The following is a 14,274-nucleotide window of genomic DNA, read 5'->3' as shown; positions in this document are numbered from 1 at the left end:
TCCGACTGTGCTCCCCACACAGACTGAGGTGCCGCAGCGGCGCGGCACACCCGAGGACTCGACCCCGGTGATCTCCGTACGTGACCTGTGGAAGGTGTTCGGACCGAAGGCCGACCAGGTCCCCGGCTCCGAGGAACTGCGCGGCCTCGGCCGCCGTGAACTCATGGACCGCACCGGCTGCACCGCCGCCGTCCGGGACATCGGCTTCGACGTCGCCCCCGGCGAGGTCTTCGTCGTCATGGGCCTGTCCGGCTCCGGCAAGTCCACCCTGGTGCGATGTCTCACCCGGCTGATCGAACCCACCTCAGGCGAGGTCGTCTTCGAGGGCGAGAACATCCGCGACGCCGACCCCGCCCGGCTGCGCGAGCTGCGCCGCCGCAAGTTCTCCATGGTCTTCCAGCACTTCGGACTGCTGCCCCACCGCAGGGTCGTCGACAACGTCGCCTTCGGCCTGGAGATACGCGGCATGAGCCGCGCCGAGCGCGCCAGAAGGGCCCTGGAAGTCGTCGAGTTGGTCGGCCTCGCCGGGTACGAGAACTCTTATCCGGACCAGTTGTCCGGCGGCATGCAGCAACGCGTGGGCCTCGCACGGGCGTTGGCGGGCGACCCCGAGGTGCTGTTCTTCGACGAACCGTTCTCCGCGCTCGACCCGCTGATCCGCCGCGACATGCAGAGCGAGGTGATCCGTCTGCACCACGAGGTCGGCAAGACCATGGTGTTCATCACCCACGACCTCTCCGAGGCCCTCAAACTCGGCGACCGCATCCTCATCATGCGCGACGGCAAGATGGTCCAGTGCGGCACCGGCGACGAACTCGTCGGCGCCCCGGCGGACGACTACGTCCGCGAGTTCGTACGGGACGTGCCGCGCGGTGACGTCCTCACCCTGCGCTGGATCATGCGCCCCGCGCAGGACGGCGACGCCCTCGACGGCCCCGAACTCGGGCCCGACGTCGTCGTCCGCGAGGCCACTCGGGCAGTGCTTGCCGCCGAGAAGCCGGTGAAGGTCGTCGAGGGCGGGAAGCTGCTCGGGATCGTCGGGGACGACGAGATCCTCGCGGTGGTGGCCGGGCGATGACGACGACTCTGGAGAAACCGGCAACACCACCGCAGGCCCCCACAGTTGACACTCCGTCACCCTGGAAGATCACCCGGCCCCGGGCGATCGCGGCCGTCCTCGTGGGGTGGCTGCTGCTGTTCGCCGTGTTCAAGGGGAAGCAGACACTGTCCCTCGCCGCGGCCGACCTCACCGACCTGCACCGCTGGTTCAACGACGTCAACGACTCCATCGGCGCGAACCGCGACTCCAACCCGCTGTTCCTGTACTTCTTCAACGACATCCGCTCGGCGATCGACCATCTCGTGGTCTTCGTCCAGGAGTTGATCTCCCAGCCGCCGGACGGCCGTCCCGTCCCGCAGGTCGGCTGGTTCGGGGTCGTCGGGATCGTCACCCTCGTCTCCTGGGCCGTCGGCAACTGGCGGGTCGCGCTGCTCGCGGCGGCCGGCTTCACCTTCCTCGGGCTCCAGGGCCTGTGGGAGGAGAGCATGGACACCTTCGCCCTCACCCTCTCCGCGGTGCTCCTCGCCCTGCTGATCGGGATCCCGCTCGGCGTGTGGGCCGGACTGTCCGACCGCGTCGACCGGATCATGACGCCGTTCCTCGACTTCATGCAGACGATGCCGACGTTCGTCTACCTCGCCCCGCTGACCCTGTTCTTCCTGATCGGCCCCGCCTCCGCGACCATCGCCACCGTCATCTACGCCGCCCCGCCCGCGATCCGCCTCACCTCGCACGCCATCCGCGGAGTTCCGCCGACGACCGTCGAGGCCGCCGAGTCCCTGGGCGCGACCCGGGGCCAGGCGCTGCGCAAGGTGCTGCTGCCGATGTCGCGCCGGACCGTCGTCGTGGGCGTCAACCAGACCATCATGGCCGCGCTCGCCATGGTCACCATCGCCGCCTTCATCGACGCGCCCGGCCTCGGCAAGACCGTCGTCAAGGCGCTCCAGTCCCTCGACGTGGGCACGGCGTTCAACGCCGGGCTCGCCATCGTCGTCCTCGCGATCGTCCTGGACCGGGTCACCACGGCTGCCGCCGAACGCAAGCGGAGCGACTTCCGGTGGCGCGGCCAGCTCATCGCGGCGGGTGCGGTGGGCGTCGCGTGGATGGTCTACGTGTCCCACACCTACGTGTGGGCCGCGCGGTTCCCCGGCAGCGGGCAGACCGGGGAGAAGATCGCGAACGCCGCCGACTCCGCGACGAGTTGGGCGCAGGACAACCTCTCCGGCCTGACCAACGGCTTCCGGGACGCCGTCACCACCGGCCTCCTCAACCCCTTCCAGTCGCTCCTCACCGACTCCCCGTGGTGGCTCGTCGGCGCGGCCCTCGTCGCCGTCGGCGCGGTCCTCGGCGGGCTGCGGGCCGGGATCACGACGGCGGTGTGCGCGGGGCTGCTGGTCGGCACGGGCCTGTGGTCCGACACGATGACGACGCTGGCGTCGACGGCCGTCGCGACCGTCATGGTGATGCTCCTCGGTGTCGTCCTCGGCGTCTGGATGGGCCGCAGCCGCACCGTCGACCGCGTGTTGCGCCCCTCTCTCGACGCGGCGCAGGTCATGCCGGCGTTCGTGTACCTGGTGCCGTTCCTCGCGCTGTTCGGCGCGACCCGGTTCACCGCGATCGTCGCCGCCGTGGTGTACGCCGCCCCCGTCGCCATCAAGATCATCGCGGACGGGGTCAGGAACGTCCCGCCGGCGACGGTGGAGGCGGCCACCTCGGCCGGCGCCGGGACCTGGCAGCTCGTCACCAAGGTCCAACTCCCCATGGCACGCGGTGCGTTGACCCTCGCCACCAACCAGGGACTGATCTACGTCCTGTGCATGGTCGTCATCGGCGGACTCGTCGGCGCGGGCGCCCTCGGCTACGACGTCGTCGCCGGGTTCTCGCAGGGGCAGTTGTACGGGAAGGGGCTCGCCGCCGGGCTCGCGATCGTGCTGCTCGGCATCATGTTCGACCGGATCACCCAGGCCGCCGCGCGGAGGACCACTCGATGACACGACAGAGGCGAGCTGTACTGGGGGGCGTCGTGCTGTCGTTGACCCTCACCGGGTGCGGGTGGGCGAAGGTCGGCGACATGGCGCCCGCCGCGGGTGCCCACGGAACGTGCGGGACCTTCAACCTCGCGGTCAACCCCTGGGTGGGCTACCAGGCGGACGCAGCGGTCGTCGCGCACGTGGCGCGCGAGGACTTGGGCTGCAAGGTCGTCCAGAAGGACCTCAAGGAGGAGATCGCCTGGCAGGGCTTCGGCACCGGCGAGGTGGACGCGGTCCTGGAGAACTGGGCGCATGACGACCTGAAGAAGAAGTTCATCACCGACCAGAAGACCGCCGTCCGCGCGGGCTCCACCGGCAACAAGGGCGTCATCGGCTGGTACGTGCCCCCGTGGCTCGCCAAGGCCCACCCCGACATCACCGACTGGGAGAACCTCAACAAGTACGCCGCGAACTTCAAGACGTCCGAGTCCGGCGGCAAGGGTCAACTCCTCGACGGCGACCCCTCGTACGTCACCAACGACGAGGCGCTCGTCAAGAACCTCAAGCTGAACTTCAAAGTGGTGTACGCGGGCAGCGAGACCGCGCTCATCCAGGCGTACCGCAAGGCCGAGAAGAACAAGGAATGGGTGATCGGCTACTTCTACGAGCCGCAGTGGTTCCTGACGGAGATCCCGCTGGTGAAGGTCAACCTCCCCGCCTACAAGGCCGGTTGCGACGCGAACGCCGAGAGGATCGCCTGCGACTATCCCCTCTACGACCTCGACAAGATCGTCAGCACGCGCTTCGCGAAATCCGGTTCCCCCGCCTACGACCTCGTCAAGAACTTCCGCTGGACCAACGAGGACCAGAACCTCGTCGCCAAGTACATCGCCGTCGACCGGATGACACCGGAGGCGGCGGCGGAGAAGTGGGTGAAGGCGAACCGGGAGAAGGTGGCCGCCTGGCTGAAGTAGACGCTGCTGGCAATGCCCGGTGGGCGGTGCGCTCAAGTGCGCGCCGCCCACCGGGCATTGCCGTTTTCCGGTGGCTCTTCGTGGCGTTCCCGGGCCTCTTGACACCTTTCCGCACGCCGGGCACATTGAGTTGCGCAACCTGAAGCACGTTGCGTACGAAGCAACTCAATCGGAGGTGCGGCGATGACGGGACCCCGGGTGGTCATCATCGGAGCAGGTGTCGTCGGCGCGGCGCTCGCGGACGAGATCGCGCAGCGGGGCTGGACCGAGGTGACGGTGGTCGACCAGGGGCCGCTCCCGGCGACCGGAGGCTCCAGCTCGCACGCGCCGGGGCTGGTCTTCCAGACCAACTCCTCCAAGACGATGACCGAGTTGGCGCGCTACACCGTGGAGAAGTTCTGCTCCCTGGAGGTCGACGGCAAGCCCTGCTTCCTCCAGGTCGGCGGCCTCGAAGTCGCGACGACCCCCGAGCGCCTCACCGAACTGAAGCGCCGGCACGGCTGGATCACCGCCTGGGGCGTCGAGGCCGAGCTGATCGACGCGGACGCCTGCGTCGCCAAGCACCCCCTCCTGGACCGCGCCAAGGTCCTCGGCGGCCTCTTCGTCCCCACCGACGGCCTCGCCAAGGCCGTCCTCGCCGTCGAGGCCCAGATCCGCCGGGCCACCGAGAACGGCGTCCGCTTCCTGGCCCGGCACGAAGTCCTCGACGTCCTGCGGGCCGACGGCCGCGTCACAGGCGTCCGCACCGACCACGGCGACCTCGACGCCGACATCGTCGTCTGCTGCGCCGGCATCTGGGGTCCGAAGATCGCCCGCATGGCCGGGATGAACCTCCCCCTCACCCCGCTCGCCCACCAGCTCGCCTGGACCGGCCCGATCCCCGCGCTCGCCGGCCAGACCGAGGAAGCCGTCCGCCCGATCCTGCGCCACCAGGACGCCGACCTCTACTACCGCGACCGCTACGACGGACTCGGCATCGGCTCCTACGGCCACCGCCCCATGCCGGTCGACGCGGACGACATCCTCACCTTCGCCGAGGACCGACCCATGCCGTCCGTCCTGGAGTTCACCGAGGACGACTTCGAGGGCGCCTGGACCGAGACGCGGTCGCTGCTGCCCGCGACGAAGGACGCCAAGGTCGACGAGGGCATCAACGGCCTCTTCTCCTTCACCACCGACAACTTCCCCCTGCTCGGCGAATCACCGGACGTGCGGGGCTTCTGGGTCGCGGAGGCCGTCTGGGTGACGCACTCGGCGGGGGTCGGTCGCGCGATGGCCGAGTGGCTCGTCGACGGTCACTGCTCGTCCTTCGACCTCCACGAATGCGACGTCAACCGCTTCGAGCCGCACCAGCTCACCCCGGAGTACGTCCTCGCCCGCGACTGCCGGAACTTCGTCGAGGTGTACGACATCCTCCACCCCCTCCAGCCGTCCGGCGACCCCCGCCCTATCCGGACAAGCCCGTTCCACGCGAGGCAGGTCGGGCACGGCGCGTTCTTCCTGGAGGCGAACGGCTGGGAACGCCCGCACTGGTACGAGGCCAACTCGGCGCTGCTGGACGGCCGTTCGATCCCGACCCCGAACGACTGGGCGGCGAAGTACTGGTCCCCGATCGTCGGCGCCGAGGCCCAGGCCACCCGCGAGACGGTCGCGATGTACGACATGACGGCGTTGAAGCGCCTGGAGGTCACCGGGCCCGGCGCGGGGGAGTTCCTGGAGGGGCTGACGACGAGCAAGGTCGCCAAGTCCGTCGGCTCGGTGACCTACACGCTGCTCCTCGACCGCGACGGCGGCATCCGCAGCGACGTGACGGTGGCCCGCCTCGCCCGTGACCGGTTCCAGGTCGGCGCCAACGGCAACCTCGACCTCGACTGGTTCACCCGGCACCTCCCCGCCGACGGCACCGTCCAGGTCCGCGACATCACCGCCGGCACCTGCTGCATCGGCCTGTGGGGACCCCTCGCCCGCAAGGTCCTCCAGCCCCTCACCGACGACGACTTCAGCAACGACGGCCTCAAGTACTTCCGCGCCAAACAGGCCCACATCGGCAGCGTCCCGGTGACGGCCATGCGCCTGTCCTACGTCGGCGAACTCGGCTGGGAGATCTACACCACCGCCGACCTCGGCCTCAAACTCTGGGACACCCTCTGGCACGCCGCCCAGCCCCTCGGCGGCGTCATCGCCGGCCGCGGCGCCTTCAACAGCCTCCGCCTGGAAAAGGGTTACCGCTCCTTCGGCACCGACATGACCTACGAGCACGACCCCTACGAGACCGGCGTCGCCTTCGCCGTGAAGCCCGACAAGGGCGACTTCATCGGCAAGGAGGCGCTGGAGCGCCGCAGTTCGCGAGTCCGCCGCAAGCTGACCTGCCTCACGATCGACGACCCGTACGACGTCGTCCTCGGCAAGGAGCCCGTGTACGACGGCGACCGCGCCGTCGGGTACGTCACCAGCGCCGCCTACGGCCACACCATCGGCAAGGGCATCGCCTACGCCTGGCTCCCCGCCGAACTCGCCGTCCCGGGGCGGACGTTGCACATCGGCTACTTCGACCGCCGCGTCGAGGCCGTCGTCGCCGAGGAGCCCCTGTTCGACCCGGCCATGTCCCGCCTGCGCGGGTGATCGAGGGGGCGGGGTGAGGGTGCGGCTGCTCGACGGCGAGGCGAACTCGCGGACCGGCTAGCCAGGTTGAGGTCCGGCGGCACCTGTCCGCCGGACCTCGGCACGATCCTCGTCGGCGGCTACCCCGACACTCTGAACGGAGTCAGTCGATTGTCAGCCGGGTCCGGCCTGTTGGGTTGGCGGCCTGGTGGACTCTCTCCCGGCTGGGTTTCTCGCAAGAGCGACGGAAGTCTCTGTGTTTGAAGAGTGGAGGATAGGCTGCGGGAAAAGAGACGGTAGGGATCTTTTTGTCAGTGATTGGTGAATTTCCTCCATCGTCCAGAGTGCGGGTCCTTCTGGCTCTCCTGCCGTCAGCAAGTCGAGAAACGCAGTGGTGAACCGGGGGTACTGTTCATCTGGGGGGGCCAGTGCCTGCATATCTGCTGAGGTCGCGGCAAGGACGTACGTGCTGGCCTGCCCTGTCGTTCCTGAGAACAATTTCGTGACTCCGCGCATCGCGCGGCCGGAGTAGCAGCAGTCGAGGATGACGACTGACCGTTTCGCAGAGCTGGTCGCAAGGATTTCACGCACACTGTCATAGAAGATGGCTGTGAACTCGGAGCCTTGTTCGGTGGTCGTGGTCGTCAGCAGTAGAGTTCCGCGACTGAGGGAGACGAGGCTGTGTCCTGCGTAGTAGACCAGCAGGGTGTCCTGAGCATCCTGTGCCGCATCCTGCACGGCGCGGAGAACGTCCCGTGGGTCCGCAGGGTCGATGAGTAGTCGGGTGCTCTCCTCTGTGAAGCAGGCATCCGGCTGCTGGCTGGTGAGCATGCGTCGGACAGCGGCGGCACCTCGTGGCGCGCTTGGAAGCGGCGGAAGATGCGGACTTTCATATGACCCGACCCCCACGAATACGGCTCTTGAGGTGGCGAGGTCGGGCATTTCGCGGGGGCGTTTGAGAGAGGGACTTCGGGCTTCGAATTTAGGTACATCACTTGGGAGTTTCGGAGTGGGCAGCCCGGGCAGATGAAGCCAGGCGGTGACCTCGCCTTGTTTGAGCTGTAGTCGGGTCGGGAAGTATTGCGCGGCTTCGATGAACCTGCCCCCACTGCTGACTACATCTTCGTACAGGGACTGAGAAACCAAGACCACTAGGTCGGCTTTGGTCTTGAGTAAGCCCTGAACGACGATTGAGTCCGAGAGTCGACAGGCGAGGGTGACCGCATGTCCGCTGATGCCTCTGGCGTCCTGCTGAACCGTTCCGACGTGCATGCCGATCCGTAGCCGCAGTGGTGTGCGCACACTGCGGTTCTCTTCCCGCAGTTTCTCGTTCACCTCGACCAGCCACGGACCGAGCAGCCTGCTGGCGGGGACCTGAACTGCCACCAGCATCAGCACGCCGTCACCGCGGTCCTCTATCTGGACTGCGTCTCGTGGAACGTTGGCATATACGAGAGCTGTCTCCAGCACCCGATACAGCTGGGTGCGTATCCGCCGTTGTTCGGCGTCGTTGTGCGTGGCGAACCTTTGGACATCGACGCTTATGACCAACGCGTAGCGTGCTTCGAAGGAATCCAGAGTGACATGCTCGGTGTTCGACAGGTGATAAGGCGACTCGATTCCGGATCTCTGGTTGATATGCCAGACATCTACGGTTTGGTCGATCAGTCGTCGCACAGTGGCGCTGGCAGGGGAATCGCCCAGCTCATCCAGGGCGTCGGCCAAGGCCAGCAAGATTTGTGGACTCGACTGAGACAGCGCGTAGTTTATGAGGCTGATGATTCGGCCTTTAGTTGTTCCGCTGTCTTGGATCTGGGTGAGACGGTTTGGTGTGATAACAAGGCGTATGGATTCGAGCCACAGGTCGAAGGTGCCCCGAGAGTAGTTCATCGGAGACGCCAACAGAGCTTCGACCAGAGCCTTTTTGTCTTCCCCGCGAATCGGCATTCCTGAGGCGGGGGCGGGTTGCGGATCTACTGTTGTGGAACGGGCCGTGTCGTGCTTTTCCGTGGCCTGTACGCCCAGCAGCCGCGCGGTGGCAGCTGTCGCATGGGCGATGGGGCGCAGGCCGGTCGGCACGGTTTCGGCGGCGTCAGGGGAGTGGAGGGTTACGCGGATTCCGTGAGGGGCCTGAATGCGGGTGGCGAGGTGATCGCTGAGTGCGAAATGGGTGTTCCAGAGTTGGTCACGAGTGAGCAGGCTGTTCAGGTGGGCGGCTGCGGCAGGATGGAAGTGATAGATCGTGTCGGCCGACTCGGTGCGAGTGGCGGTGAGGAGGCCGGCGGTGAGGAATTCGGATGTGTCGGCGAGCGTGGCGTCCGGGACGAGACGGTCCCGGAGCACGTCGAGGACAGGCAGCGTGAAGGAATCGAGCGGTGTGGCCGCCAGGGCGAGACGGACGGCGGGGGACTGGCGGTCGTCCGTGAACGCTTCGGCAAAGGCTAACGCCTGATGCTGGGAGAGCACCGCGTCGGGTGGGGGTACCGGGTCGGGACGGTGGCGACGCAGAGGTGGTCGTCCGGTGGCGGGGGTGAGGACGGCTTCGCACCCCGATGGATCGGTGCGCATCAACGTACGGGCCCATGCGTGGATCTGAGCCGGGTCGAACTGGAGGACGGGCAGCGCCTGCCAGGGTTTCGTCTCCGGGGTTTCCCGGAGAAGCCGTGGCCGGCGGTAGGAGAGGAGACGGCCGGGAGAAGCGGGAGTGGTCGCTGTCGCTGTCGTGTAAGGGAAATCAAGGCCGGAGCGCTGCCAGAGCCGCTTGGGCAGCGGGTTGATGAGCGCCACCGGGGCGGTACGGCCCCAGGCGTGCAGGGTCTGCCACAAGGCGTCTTGTCGCCAGACCGGTGCCGCGCAGTCTGTGATGACGAGGAGGAGACGGCGTGCCGGCTGCCGGTAGTGGCCATCGTCCGGATCCATAGGGAGGGCACGGCCGTGGTGGTCGCACAGGACAGGGGTGCCGCCGGGAGGGTGGTCGAGGTGCCAGACACGGACGTTACGGAAGGCGGCCAGAGCTCGCAGTGTCCGGGTGAGTGCGCGGACCGTCTCGTCCCAGACAGCCATCGCTGTGCCTCGGTCCAGAACGAGGATCACCTCCAGCCAAGGTTCCGGGGCGGGAGCGAACCGGGGTGCGAGTATCCGAGTTCGTGCGTAGTGCTCGACAGTCGCGTCGATGTCGAGGCGCTGGTGGACGCCGGAGAGCCAGGGACGGCGCAACGGACGTAGGGCACGGCCTATGGCGAGGACGTCGGGGAGCGCGGTGGCACGGCCCAGGCTCACTTGCTTGCCGGGGATGTGGTGCGTGCTGGTCTCGTCAGCGAGCCAGACCGAGGCGGCAGGCTCGTGGGTGACGTCCGTCGCCTGCTCGTCGCCTGGTGTCTGGGCGTCGTCCGCGGGAGTGGCGGCTTCGGCCTCGTCCTGTCCGTTGACGGGCGCGGGATCGAGGGAAGTGTTGCCAAGACCTGATGTCGGGTGGGACCAGGCCGAGGCGAGGAGGACCGCGTCGAGGAGGTCTCGGACGTCGATGTCGTCTCCACTTGCCGGCATGAGCCGCGACAGTAGAGCGGCTGTGTCCTCAGCCACGTCCCAACCCTTGCAGCAGCATGTCCTCAAGGCTCTTGCGCTGGTCGGCGTCCGGCACTCGGTCGCCGCGCATAAGGTAGACGGCGTTCAGGAGTTGGTCGATCGCAACGTATTCACCGCCGTTGAGTTTCTTGAAGAAACTCTGTACAAGCGCAGCGGTGGCGCTGTCCTCGATGTCGCCGAGATGCGCGACGACGATGTCGGTGAGCGTCTCCCGAGAGAGCGCAGGCATCTCGAAACGGATGCAGCGGCGCAGAAAAGGGGCGGGGAATTCTCGTTCGCCGTTACTCGTCAGGACGATGACAGGGAACTCTGTGCACTGAACCCAACCATCTTTGATGACGCGTTGGCTGCCTTTGTCGGCGGTGCTGACCTGAATGCCTCGCCTGGGGTGTCTGGCCAGTTCGGGGATCTCGAAGCCGCCGCGTTCCAGGACGTCGAGGAGATCGCTGGGCAGATCGAGATCGCTTTTGTCGATCTCGTCGATCAGGAGTGCTCGGGGACGGCCGCCAGGCAGGAGCGCTGTGCCCAGGGGGCCGAGTTGGACGAATTCCCCGATGTCGTCCTCGTGATCCTTGCCAGGGAGTCGTGGATTACCGAGGGTACGCAGGTTGTGTGCGTGAATGCGGCCGAGAGCGTCGTAGCGGTAGAGAGCGTCGGTGAGAGTGCTGCGGGATGTGACGTGCCAATGGAGCACCTCGCCCAGGCAGAGCTCGGCGGAGATCTGACGGATGACGGTGGATTTCCCGGAACCCGCGCGGCCGGTCAGAAGCAGGGGGCGGCGCAGGTGCAGGGCGGCGTTCACCGCGTCGACCAGACCGGGGACCGGACGGTAGGTGGCGGCGGGGTCTTTGCGGGAGGAGGTCTCCTGCCGCTGCGTGGGAGCGCGCCACGGAGGCAGGGGTGGCAGCGTCGGGAGCGCCGTCTGGTTGTTCGGTGGTGCTCCGGTTCCTTTGTAGTACGGGGTCCAGCTCATCCTTGCTCCTTGGACGGGATCTCGTCGGGTGCTCTTACGACTGTCCTGGCTCGTCTCCGGCAGAATGCCTGCCAGTCCTTGTCGTGCCAGGCGACTCGTACGGTCGCGAGAGGGCTGAGATCGCTCGCGTGGCTCTGGCCGATACCACTCAGATAGTGCCGATACGCGTGCGCGATCTGCTGCGGAAGCACCGGCCAGTGCTTCTCGACAGACGCTTCGAGTACCTGCCTGTCGGTTGTTTCGCTTTGCCGCGGCCAGACGAGGGCGGGTGTGTGTTCGAGGAGTTCCTGTGCCACGCAACCCCAGTCCGTCTCCGGAAGGGAGGCGAGCGCCCACACTTGCTGGCCGAAGCCGTGGTTGCTCAGATGCTTCTGTACGTGGTCCAGCGTTGCCAGTTGTTCGATGTGGAGCCACTTGGGGCCGGAGCAGTTGTCGTCGGCCAGTGAGATCAGGAGTTGTTCGCCCACTTGGAGCATGTCGTCGACTGTGGTGTCGGGAGGCGGTGCGAGCAGGCCCGACCAACGGGTGGTGACCGTGTAGTTGACACCCAGCTTCTGCTTGCGGACGACCTGGTCCTCCGGAGGACAGTCAAGCAGCACCAAAGTGGGTGCCGCCACATCGATGTGCTGCAGCCGCTTGCCCACGATGTTCGCCCATGGGGCCGCCCATGCGACGGCTTCAGTCAGAGCCGCCTTGAGGCTTTCGTCTCCGGGACCACAGGGAAAGCGCTGTTTGCCGAGCACGGCCAAGCCGAAAAGCAGCCAGGCATCCACGCGGACGACCGTCTCGCCCCCGTCGTCGGCGAGTACCAGAACCAGCCGTGGGGCTCCTTCGCCGTGAGGTTGGTGATTGAGCTCGTGCAAGCGGCTGTTGACGGTGGTCGTGAGCTCAAGATCCTGTGCCCAGCTGATGACATCCTCCGGCAGCCGGTCCCCATGTCCCGTCACATGGGCTATGGCCGCAGTGAGGTGAGCCAGCGCGCGGTGCTCTCTGTCCGCGGTGCGTCCGTGGTGAGCGGCGTATTCGACGGCGTCCCGCAGGGTCCGAGGCGGTTCTTTCTGTATGAAGGGCAGAGGGAAGCCCGCCAACATACAGGCCAGTCGCAGGCTTTCGTCGGTGAGGTGCCGACCGAACACTTTTTTGACGACGTTCAACGTCGTGCGGCCGGTCTCCAACTCGGTCAGCACTTCGCGCAGATGGTGAAGGGCGGTCCCATGAGAGCCGCTTGCCGACCGCTGGTTCTCCTTGAGCCATGAATTCAGCTCGGTCTCTGTGGACAGCTGTAGATCGACGTCGACGCGGCGGACGGCGTCCTGTACCGCCTTGCCGGCGATCGATCCGAGAGTACGGTCGAGGCATGCGGCACGATTGCGGGCCAGCCAGAGGGCCTCACCGAAATACGGTCCTCCGTCGAAGACGTTCCGCCCTGGTTGTTGACCCAGGATCCGGTCACGGAGCGGTTCCATCAAATCGTCGTCTACCTTGAGGACGCTCCCGGCGCCGGGCAGGCCTTCGTTGATGAGACGAGTGAGTTCCGTGCTGAGCCGCATGTCGAAGGCCTGCTCTTGGGCGGTGGCCGCGAAGAGGAGGGAGAGTCGTACATTGCCCCCTTGCCGTCCGGCGGTGATCACCGGGGTGCCGGGGACCGCGGCGCCGGAGAGGCAGGTGTCGACAATGGCGATCAGACCGGTCAGGCCGGGGTGGTTGAGGGTGGCGCCGAGCAGGGAGGGCACGTCCACGTTGGAGAGCGGTGAGTCGTTCTTCGTCCCGGACGTCACGTAGAGCAGGGGAGCTCCCTCAGCGCCCTCTCCGTGACCGAGCAGGGCGAGCACGAGGGGGCCGCCGTCACGCTGCGCGAGCTGCGCGGCCTTGTGCACGGCGTCCTGGACTCGATTCCGTCCCAAGGCGGTGCCGATCAACAGGGAGTCCTCGCCACGGTCGCGGCAGCCGCCGAGTTTCGGGTTCACCAGAACGGCGTGCAAATCACGGGCGGCGGTCTCCAACCCTTCCAGCCGTGCGCCGTCTTTGCATTGGGCGCCCACGACGAGTACGTTGCGTGGCGGGTTCGCAGCGGTGGTCACGGCTGAAGAGCCTCGATCACCGGGCGGGCCACAGCTCCGTGCTCCAGGTACTTCGTGGCGGTGTGAGTCCACAGGCCGCGAGACGCGACCCTTCGCGTCTCGGCCTTGACGCCACTCCGACTCGGACCTATCCAGTTGGCCAGGTGAGGCCTGCCCGCCACGATGTCGTCGCGGTCCCAGAAGTTGAGCCAGGAGGCCACCGTCGGCGGACAGGACGGCGGGTCGGGGACCAGACGATCCAGAACCACCGCACCCAGAGCCAGCGGGGACCCCAGGGTCACCCAGAGTGGTACCGCTCCTTCGTACTCGTGCAACGCCTCGTAAGCGACGACCGTACCCAGGCTGTGTGAGACGACGACGAGAGGCCGCGTCGGGTCCAGGCCGTCGAGCACGCGCGCACGGACGGCCGCACCTAGTTGTGCCTTCCCGGCCCGGCGGTCCAAGTAGCGGCCGACCTGGGCGAGTTGGGACAGCATCGCCGAGCCGCTCATCCACTGCGCAGTCTGACGCACTCCTGGGAGGCGCAGCATGGTTGTCGTGACACCGACCAGTCGACGACCCAGGTCTCCTGCGCCTTGGGATGGCCGTCCCTCGATCGCGGCATCGAGTTGGAATCGTGCGTCACGGATGACCCGGGCGTCCTGGGGAGCGTTCTCCGGCGGGAACTGCTCGGCAAGCTCGTTCAGCATCGAGTCGAGCAACTCTGCGAGGAAGGGAACCTCATCCTCGTCGAAATCCTCGGCCGCTTCGCCTTGAGCCCCCCGGCGGTTGAAGAGATCGCTGTAGTCGGCGAATCGGGCATCCGCCAGCCAGCCCTGTGTCAACGCGGAGATCGCATCAGCCATCTCGGCGTCCCGGGCTCCGGTGGCGAGTGCTTCGAGCCACCTGCGGCGGTCGCCGGCTGTGTGCCGAAGGCCGCCGATGCCGTGTACGAACAGCAGTTGAGGCTTCCCCATGGCCATGATGCCCCCCATCTACCTGGCGGAAGAGCATTCTGCTGGATCTGGGATCGCGAAGCAGCCGAATCGCT

At 67.0% G+C, this 14,274-nt stretch carries 8 protein-coding genes; 4 read left to right on the top strand and 4 right to left on the bottom strand.

The window, feature by feature from the left end:
* The first annotated feature begins 7 nt into the window (after window positions 1-7).
* The 4 genes from ACVNF4_RS04810 (at window position 8) to ACVNF4_RS04795 (ending at window position 6,626) form a co-directional block, all read left to right on the top strand.
* Window positions 8-1,078 carry a quaternary amine ABC transporter ATP-binding protein gene (locus ACVNF4_RS04810; RefSeq protein ID WP_461801385.1) on the top strand — a complete coding sequence of 357 codons (1,071 nt, stop codon included), beginning with the start codon at window positions 8-10 and terminating at the stop codon, window positions 1,076-1,078.
* Complete coding sequence (locus ACVNF4_RS04805; RefSeq protein WP_461801384.1) at window positions 1,075-3,051, top strand: ABC transporter permease; 1,977 nt, start codon at window positions 1,075-1,077, stop codon at window positions 3,049-3,051. Before ACVNF4_RS04810 ends, ACVNF4_RS04805 begins: the two co-directional genes overlap by 4 nt.
* Complete coding sequence (locus ACVNF4_RS04800; RefSeq protein WP_461801383.1) at window positions 3,048-4,004, top strand: ABC transporter substrate-binding protein; 957 nt, start codon at window positions 3,048-3,050, stop codon at window positions 4,002-4,004. Before ACVNF4_RS04805 ends, ACVNF4_RS04800 begins: the two co-directional genes overlap by 4 nt.
* A 183-nt stretch (window positions 4,005-4,187) precedes the next feature.
* Window positions 4,188-6,626 carry a GcvT family protein gene (locus tag ACVNF4_RS04795; RefSeq protein WP_461801382.1) on the top strand — a complete coding sequence of 813 codons (2,439 nt, stop codon included), beginning with the start codon at window positions 4,188-4,190 and terminating at the stop codon, window positions 6,624-6,626.
* A gap of 153 nt (window positions 6,627-6,779) precedes the next feature.
* On the opposite strand, the gene ACVNF4_RS04790 is transcribed toward ACVNF4_RS04795, so the two are convergent.
* Genes ACVNF4_RS04790 through ACVNF4_RS04775 form a run of 4 tightly spaced genes read right to left on the bottom strand, consistent with a single transcriptional unit; the run spans window position 6,780 to window position 14,206 of the window.
* Window positions 6,780-10,187: a caspase, EACC1-associated type gene (locus tag ACVNF4_RS04790; protein ID WP_461801381.1), complete on the bottom strand. Its 3,408-nt coding sequence runs from the start codon at window positions 10,185-10,187 to the stop codon at window positions 6,780-6,782.
* Entirely contained in the window at window positions 10,180-11,163 is a 984-nt protein-coding gene (locus ACVNF4_RS04785; protein WP_461801380.1) for an AAA family ATPase, read from the bottom strand. The genes ACVNF4_RS04790 and ACVNF4_RS04785 overlap by 8 nt, the downstream gene beginning before the upstream one ends.
* On the bottom strand, window positions 11,160-13,244 hold the full coding sequence (locus tag ACVNF4_RS04780) for a vWA-MoxR associated conflict system protein (protein WP_461801379.1): 2,085 nt from the start codon (window positions 13,242-13,244) through the stop codon (window positions 11,160-11,162). Before ACVNF4_RS04780 ends, ACVNF4_RS04785 begins: the two co-directional genes overlap by 4 nt.
* On the bottom strand, window positions 13,241-14,206 hold the full coding sequence (locus ACVNF4_RS04775) for a lipase family protein (protein ID WP_461801378.1): 966 nt from the start codon (window positions 14,204-14,206) through the stop codon (window positions 13,241-13,243). The genes ACVNF4_RS04780 and ACVNF4_RS04775 overlap by 4 nt, the downstream gene beginning before the upstream one ends.
* Window positions 14,207-14,274 lie beyond the last annotated feature (68 nt).

The sequence above is a fragment of the Streptomyces sp. S6 genome, from assembly GCF_054880855.1.
The sequence above is the reverse complement of the archived record's forward strand: the minus strand, read 5'-3'. Positions and strand labels throughout refer to the sequence as shown.

Bases quoted from the DNA above. Each gene is read 5' to 3' on its own strand.
- ACVNF4_RS04805 (WP_461801384.1), top strand. From the start codon at position 1,075: ATGACGACGACTCTGGAGAAACCGGCAACACCACCGCAGGCCCCCACA.
- ACVNF4_RS04800 (WP_461801383.1), top strand. From the start codon at position 3,048: ATGACACGACAGAGGCGAGCTGTACTGGGGGGCGTCGTGCTGTCGTTG.
- ACVNF4_RS04795 (WP_461801382.1), top strand. From the start codon at position 4,188: ATGACGGGACCCCGGGTGGTCATCATCGGAGCAGGTGTCGTCGGCGCG.
- ACVNF4_RS04785 (WP_461801380.1), bottom strand. From the start codon at position 11,163: ATGAGCTGGACCCCGTACTACAAAGGAACCGGAGCACCACCGAACAAC.
- ACVNF4_RS04775 (WP_461801378.1), bottom strand. From the start codon at position 14,206: ATGGCCATGGGGAAGCCTCAACTGCTGTTCGTACACGGCATCGGCGGC.